The following is a 5368-nucleotide window of genomic DNA, read 5'->3' as shown; positions in this document are numbered from 1 at the left end:
GTCGCGCAACCAGTTCATGGAGGCCGGCGTCCGCTACAACGCCAGGCCCTGCCGCCCGACGCCGCGCCTGAAGTGCCTCGCCGCGGGCCTGCCGCTCAGCGACGGCTACAGCCACTACGTGCTGCTGCGGCCTTGACGCCGCCGCCCCGTCCGGGGCTTTGAGCGCGCATGGCGTTCGACTGCACCGTGCTGACCATGTTCCCAGAGGCGTTTCCGGGGCCGCTGGGCGTTTCGCTCATCGGCACGGCGTGGCGAGAGGCCGCGCTCTGGTCCCTGGAAACGGTGGACATTCGGGGCTTTTCCAAAGATAAGCGCGGCTTCCTCGACGACACCCCTGCGGGTGGCGGTCCGGGACAGGTGATGCGGGCGGACGTGATCGCCTCTGCGCTGGACAGCGTGGAGCGGCGCGAACGGCCGCTTTTGTACATGAGCGCGAGGGGCCGCCCTCTCACCCAGGCGCTTGTAAGGAAATGGGCTTCCGGGCCGGGACTGATCGTCCTGGCCGGGCGGTTCGAGGGGGTGGACCAGCGGGTGCTCGACGCCCGGGGGTTCATCGAGGTCTCCGTCGGAGACGCGGTCCTGGCCGGTGGCGAGGCAGCGGCGATGGTGGCGATCGAGGCGTGCGTACGGCTCGTGCCCGGTGTGTTGGGCCAAGCCGAGAGTTTGAGTGAAGAGAGTTTCGAGGACGGTCTCCTCGAGCATCCGCAGTACACGCGACCGCGGACGTTCGAAGGGGTCGATATCCCCGAGATCCTGCTCTCCGGGCACCACGCGGAAATCCGCAAGTGGCGCCAGGCGATGCGGGAAGAGACGACGCGGGAGCGGCGCCCGGACCTGTGGGCCGCCAGGACCGCCAATCAACAGGCAAAGGGCGCCCCTGATCCCAAAAAAGGGCAAGCCCAGTAAGGACCAGACCGATGAACGTGATCGAACAACTGCGCAAGGAAGAGGCCGACCGCCTCCTGGAGACCCGCAAGGTCCCCGAGTTCCGCCCCGGCGACACGGTGCGCGTGAACGTGAAGATCAAGGAAGGCGAGCGCGAGCGCGTCCAGGCCTACGAGGGCGTCTGCATCGCCCGTGGCGGCCAGGGGATCGACGAGAGCTTCACCGTCCGCAAGATTTCCTTCGGCGAAGGCGTGGAGCGGGTGTTCCCGATCCTGTCGCCGATGATCGAGAGCATCGAGGTGAAGCGCCGCGGCGTCGTCCGTCGCGCCAAGCTCTACTACCTGCGCGACCGCCGCGGGAAGTCGGCCCGCATCGCCGAGCGCCAGACGGGCGCCCGCACGACCGAGGCGTCGGAAGGCTGAGCGCCTCCCAGGCCTGAGAATCCGAGGCGGCGGCCGGAGCGATCCGGCCGCCGCTTTCGTTTCCAGCCCCACGCGGCGCCCCCGGGAGCGGAGGCGCAGAGGTCACCCCTCGGCGGAAAACGCGGCGAGTTCGGCGGCGAGGTGGTCGAACATCAGCCGCATGCGCGGGCTGCCACGCAGGGTCTCGTGCATGCAGATCCAGATCGGCAGCTCGAAACTGAACACGTCGGGCATCACGGGAACCAGGCCCGCCGCGCGCCCCAGCTTCACCTGGCAGACGCCGATGCCGATCCCGGCGCGGATCGCCGCGAGCTGGGCCACGTCGTTGTCGGTTCGGTAGCTGAAGAGATCGCGCGTGATGGGCTTGCCGATCGACAGCTCGTTGACCAGCTCGGGGAACACGCGGTCGAAGCCGATCAGGCTGTGCGTCTGGAGTTCGTCGAAGTCCTTCGGGATCCCGTGGCGCGCGAGGTACTCGGGCGTGGCGTGGAAGCAGAGCTTCAGGTCGCCGACCTTCCTGGCGACCAGGCTGTTCTGCGTCGGCCGGGTCATGCGGATGGCCACGTCGGCGTCGCGGCGGGTCAGGTCCTCGCTCTTGTTGTTGAGCGTGAGCTCCACCGAGATGCCGGGATGCTTGTCGCGGAAGCGGGCCAGCATCGCCGGGACCACCTCGATGCCGACCACTTCGCTGACGGTGACGCGCACGACGCCCCCCTCGCCGCTGGCCACGCCCGAGGCGTCGCGCGTCGCGGCCTCGGCGGCGGCGGCCATGTCGGCAAGGTGCGGCCGGAAGGCGAGCGCGAGGTCGGTGGCCACCAGGCCCCGCGGACTGCGCAGGAACAGCGGCGCGCCGAGCTGGCGTTCGAGCTGGTCGATATGGCGGCCGAGCGTGGGCTGGGTGAGGCGGCGGATCCGCGCGGCGGCCGAGAAGGTTCCCGCCTCCAGCACCGCGTGCAGGCTCTGAAGAAGATCCCAGTCGAGGCTTCCAGGCATTCGCACATGAATATCCGTTCTGCCGCAAACGGCAATTCCGTCGATCGCGCCGCCGCCTCAGCCTGCGGGTGACGAACGGAGGCTCCCATGGCTCGCAGACAGGCTCTCGTGATCGGCGCGACCGGCGGCGTGGGCGGCGCCACGGCCGACCGGCTGCTGGCGGACGGCTGGCGGGTGCGGGCGCTCAACCGCAACCCGGAGACGGCGGCGCAGCGCTCGGGCCGGGGCGGGCTGGAGTGGGTGGCCGGCGACGCGATGGTCGCAGCCGACGTGGCGACGGCGGCGGAGGGCTGCGACATCATCGTCCACGGGGCGAACCCGCCGGGCTACAGGAACTGGGCCGGGCTGCAGTTGCCGATGCTCGCCAGCACCATCGCGGCGGCGAAGGCCGGCGGAGCGCGGGTGCTGTTCCCGGGCACGGTCTACAACTACGGCGAGGACGCCTTCCCGCGGATCGACGAGCGCTCGGAACAGCATCCGGCGACCCGCAAGGGCCGCATCCGGGTGGCGATGGAGGCCCTCCTGCGCGGGTCCGGCGTGCCGGTGCTGATCCTGCGCACGGGGGACTTCTTCGGGCCGAGGCCGGGCAACAACTGGATGTCGCAAGGCCTGGTGAGGCCCGGGCGGCCGCCGACGTCGGTGATGTATCCCGGTCCGCTCGACGTGCCCCACGCCTGGGCCTACCTGCCCGACGTCGCCGAGACGTTCGTGCGCCTGCTGGCGACCGACCTCGCAGCCTTCGACGTCTTCCAGATGCAGGGCCAGGAAGTCGACGGCCACCAGCTCGTGGCGGGCCTGGAAGCGGCGGTGGGCGGGCCGGTGGCGGTGCGCCGGCTGCCGTGGCTGGGCCTGCACATGGCCGCGCCGTTCAACGAGAGCCTGCGCGAGATGCTGGAGATGCGCTACCTCTGGGAGCGCCCGGTGCTGCTGGACAACCGCAGGCTCGTCGCGAAGCTCGGCGCCGAGCCGCGGACGTCGCTCGCCGAGGCTCTGCGCGCCGCGCTGGCCGGGCAGGGCTCGCTGCCGGCGACCGTGCGAGCGGCCGCGTAGCTCCACCCCTTCCTGAGGGGGAGCGGGTGCATTCAGGGCTCGTCGTAGACGATCAGCGCGCAGCCCCACTTCAGCGCCGTCTCGTAGGTCGAAAGGAAGTCTTCGGGGAGCGCGGGGACGTCGATCACCTCGGCGGTCCGCAGCGCGCGGATGGCGGTCCAGCCCTGGCCGCCGAGATCCGCCGCAGCGACGGCCTCGGCGGCGGCTTCGGTGTCGGCGCGGGCGAAGGCGAGGATCGTCAGCGGCGCGACGGCGCCCGCCTCGACGGCTTCCAGCGTCACCACGAACACGGCGGGCGGATCCATGGCCTGCGTATCCCGCGATCCGGGCCGATCCGGAAGGCGCGAGGGCTCCGGGGCAGGAATTTGCTGCGGGTGCAAACATTTCGCGGCGTCGCAGCACTAGACGTGCGCCGGGCCCGCGCCCTACATGCCGCCCATGCCCGGCAAGACCCTCTACGACAAGATCTGGGACGCCCACGTCGTCGCTGAACAGGACGGCGAGGCGATCCTCTACATCGATCTGCACCTCATCCACGAGGTGACGACCCCGCAGGCCTTCGCCGGACTACGCGCCAACCGCCGCGCCGTGCGCCGGCCCGACCGCACGCTGGCGGTGGCCGACCACAACATCCCGACCGAGGGCCAGGGCCTGGGCGTCGACGCCGTCGCGGACGACGAGGCCCGCCTCCAGCTCCAGACCCTGGGCCGGAACGTCGAGGACTACGGGATCGAGTACTTCCCGATGGGCGATATCCGCAACGGGATCGTCCACGTCGTCGGGCCCGAGCAGGGGCGCACCCAGCCCGGCATGACCATCGTCTGCGGCGACAGCCACACCTCGACCCACGGCGCGTTCGGCGCCCTGGCGCACGGGATCGGGACGTCCGAGGTGGAGCACGTGCTGGCCACCCAGACGCTGCGCCAGAAGAAGGCGAAAAACTTCCGCGTCTGCATCGAAGGCGAGCCGGCGCCGGGCGTCGGCGCCAAGGACTTCGCCCTGGCGATCATCGGGGAGATCGGGACCGCCGGCGGCACCGGCTACGTCATCGAGTACGCGGGCTCGGCGGTGCGGGCGCTCTCGATGGAGGGCCGCATGACGCTCTGCAACCTGACCATCGAGGGCGGGGCGCGGGCGGGCCTGGTCGCGCCGGACGAGACGACGTTCGAATACCTGAAGGGCCGCCCCTCCACGCCGAAGGGCGGCGCGTGGGAGATGGCGCTCGGCTACTGGAAGAGCTTCTTCACCGACGACGACGCGGTGTTCGACCGCGAGATCGTGCTGGACGCCGCCCGGATCGCCCCGTCGGTCACCTGGGGCACCAGCCCGGAAGACGTCGTGGCGGTGACGGGCAATGTGCCGACACCGGAGAGCTTCGCGACGCCGGACAAGCGCGCCTCGGCCGAGCGGGCCCTGGGCTACATGGGCCTGACGGCCGGCCAGCCGATCACCGAGGCCAAGGTGGACGTGGTCTTCATCGGCTCCTGCACCAACAGCCGCATCGAGGATCTGCGCGCCGCAGCCAAGATCGCGGAAGGCCGCAAGGTGGCCGAGGGCGTCCGCGCCATGGTCGTGCCGGGCTCGGGCCTCGTGCGGGCTCAGGCGGAAGAGGAAGGCCTCGACGAGGTGTTCCTGGCCGCCGGCTTCGAGTGGCGCGAGCCGGGCTGCTCCATGTGCCTGGCCATGAACCCCGACAAGCTGGAGCCGGGCCAGCGCTGCGCCTCGACCTCGAACCGCAACTTCGAGGGCCGCCAGGGCCGCGGCGGACGCACCCACCTGATGAGCCCCGCCATGGCCGCCGCCGCCGCCATCGCCGGCCACATCGCCGACGTGCGGGATTTCCTGTGATCACCGGGCTGCACCACGTCGCCGTCGCCGTCCGCGACTTCGACGCCGCCTGCGGCGGCTACCGCCGCCTGCTGGGGCGCGAGCCGGAGCTGCAGCCCGGCGGCGGGGCGAAGCGCGCCTGGTTCCACCTGGCCAACATGTCGCTGGAGGTGATCGCGCCGGACGGCGAC

At 71.2% G+C, this 5368-nt stretch carries 6 protein-coding genes; 4 read left to right on the top strand and 2 right to left on the bottom strand.

What is annotated here, in order from left to right; translation table 11 throughout:
* Positions 1-168 precede the first annotated feature (168 nt).
* Together trmD and rplS are read left to right on the top strand one after the other, a co-directional pair.
* Entirely contained in the window at positions 169-906 is a 738-nt protein-coding gene (gene trmD / locus JNL41_RS13040) for a tRNA (guanosine(37)-N1)-methyltransferase TrmD (RefSeq protein ID WP_293475585.1), read from the top strand.
* 11 nt (positions 907-917) lie between these two features.
* On the top strand, positions 918-1307 hold the full coding sequence (rplS, locus tag JNL41_RS13035; protein ID WP_293475583.1) for a 50S ribosomal protein L19: 390 nt from the start codon (positions 918-920) through the stop codon (positions 1305-1307).
* A gap of 102 nt (positions 1308-1409) precedes the next feature.
* Here rplS and JNL41_RS13030 read toward each other — a convergent pair whose 3' ends face one another.
* Positions 1410-2300 carry a LysR family transcriptional regulator gene (locus tag JNL41_RS13030; protein ID WP_293475581.1) on the bottom strand — a complete coding sequence of 297 codons (891 nt, stop codon included), beginning with the start codon at positions 2298-2300 and terminating at the stop codon, positions 1410-1412.
* An 87-nt stretch (positions 2301-2387) separates the two neighbouring features.
* On the opposite strand from JNL41_RS13030, the gene JNL41_RS13025 reads away from it, so the two are divergent.
* A complete protein-coding gene (locus JNL41_RS13025) occupies positions 2388-3350 on the top strand; it encodes an NAD(P)H-binding protein (protein ID WP_293475579.1) in 963 nt (320 codons plus the stop codon).
* Positions 3351-3382: 32 nt separating this feature from the next.
* On the opposite strand, the gene JNL41_RS13020 is transcribed toward JNL41_RS13025, so the two are convergent.
* The gene (locus JNL41_RS13020) at positions 3383-3655 is read right to left on the bottom strand and encodes a hypothetical protein (protein WP_293475577.1); all 273 of its coding nucleotides are present in this window, start codon (positions 3653-3655) and stop codon (positions 3383-3385) included.
* A gap of 133 nt (positions 3656-3788) precedes the next feature.
* Between JNL41_RS13020 and leuC the strand changes: the two genes are divergently transcribed.
* On the top strand, positions 3789-5198 hold the full coding sequence (gene leuC, locus JNL41_RS13015) for a 3-isopropylmalate dehydratase large subunit (protein WP_293475575.1): 1410 nt from the start codon (positions 3789-3791) through the stop codon (positions 5196-5198).
* Positions 5199-5368: the final 170 nt, after the last annotated feature.

The sequence above is a fragment of the Phenylobacterium sp. genome (assembly GCF_016793285.1).
Lineage (GTDB): Bacteria > Pseudomonadota > Alphaproteobacteria > Caulobacterales > Caulobacteraceae > Phenylobacterium.
This window is presented reverse-complemented; position numbering and strand designations above follow the sequence as displayed.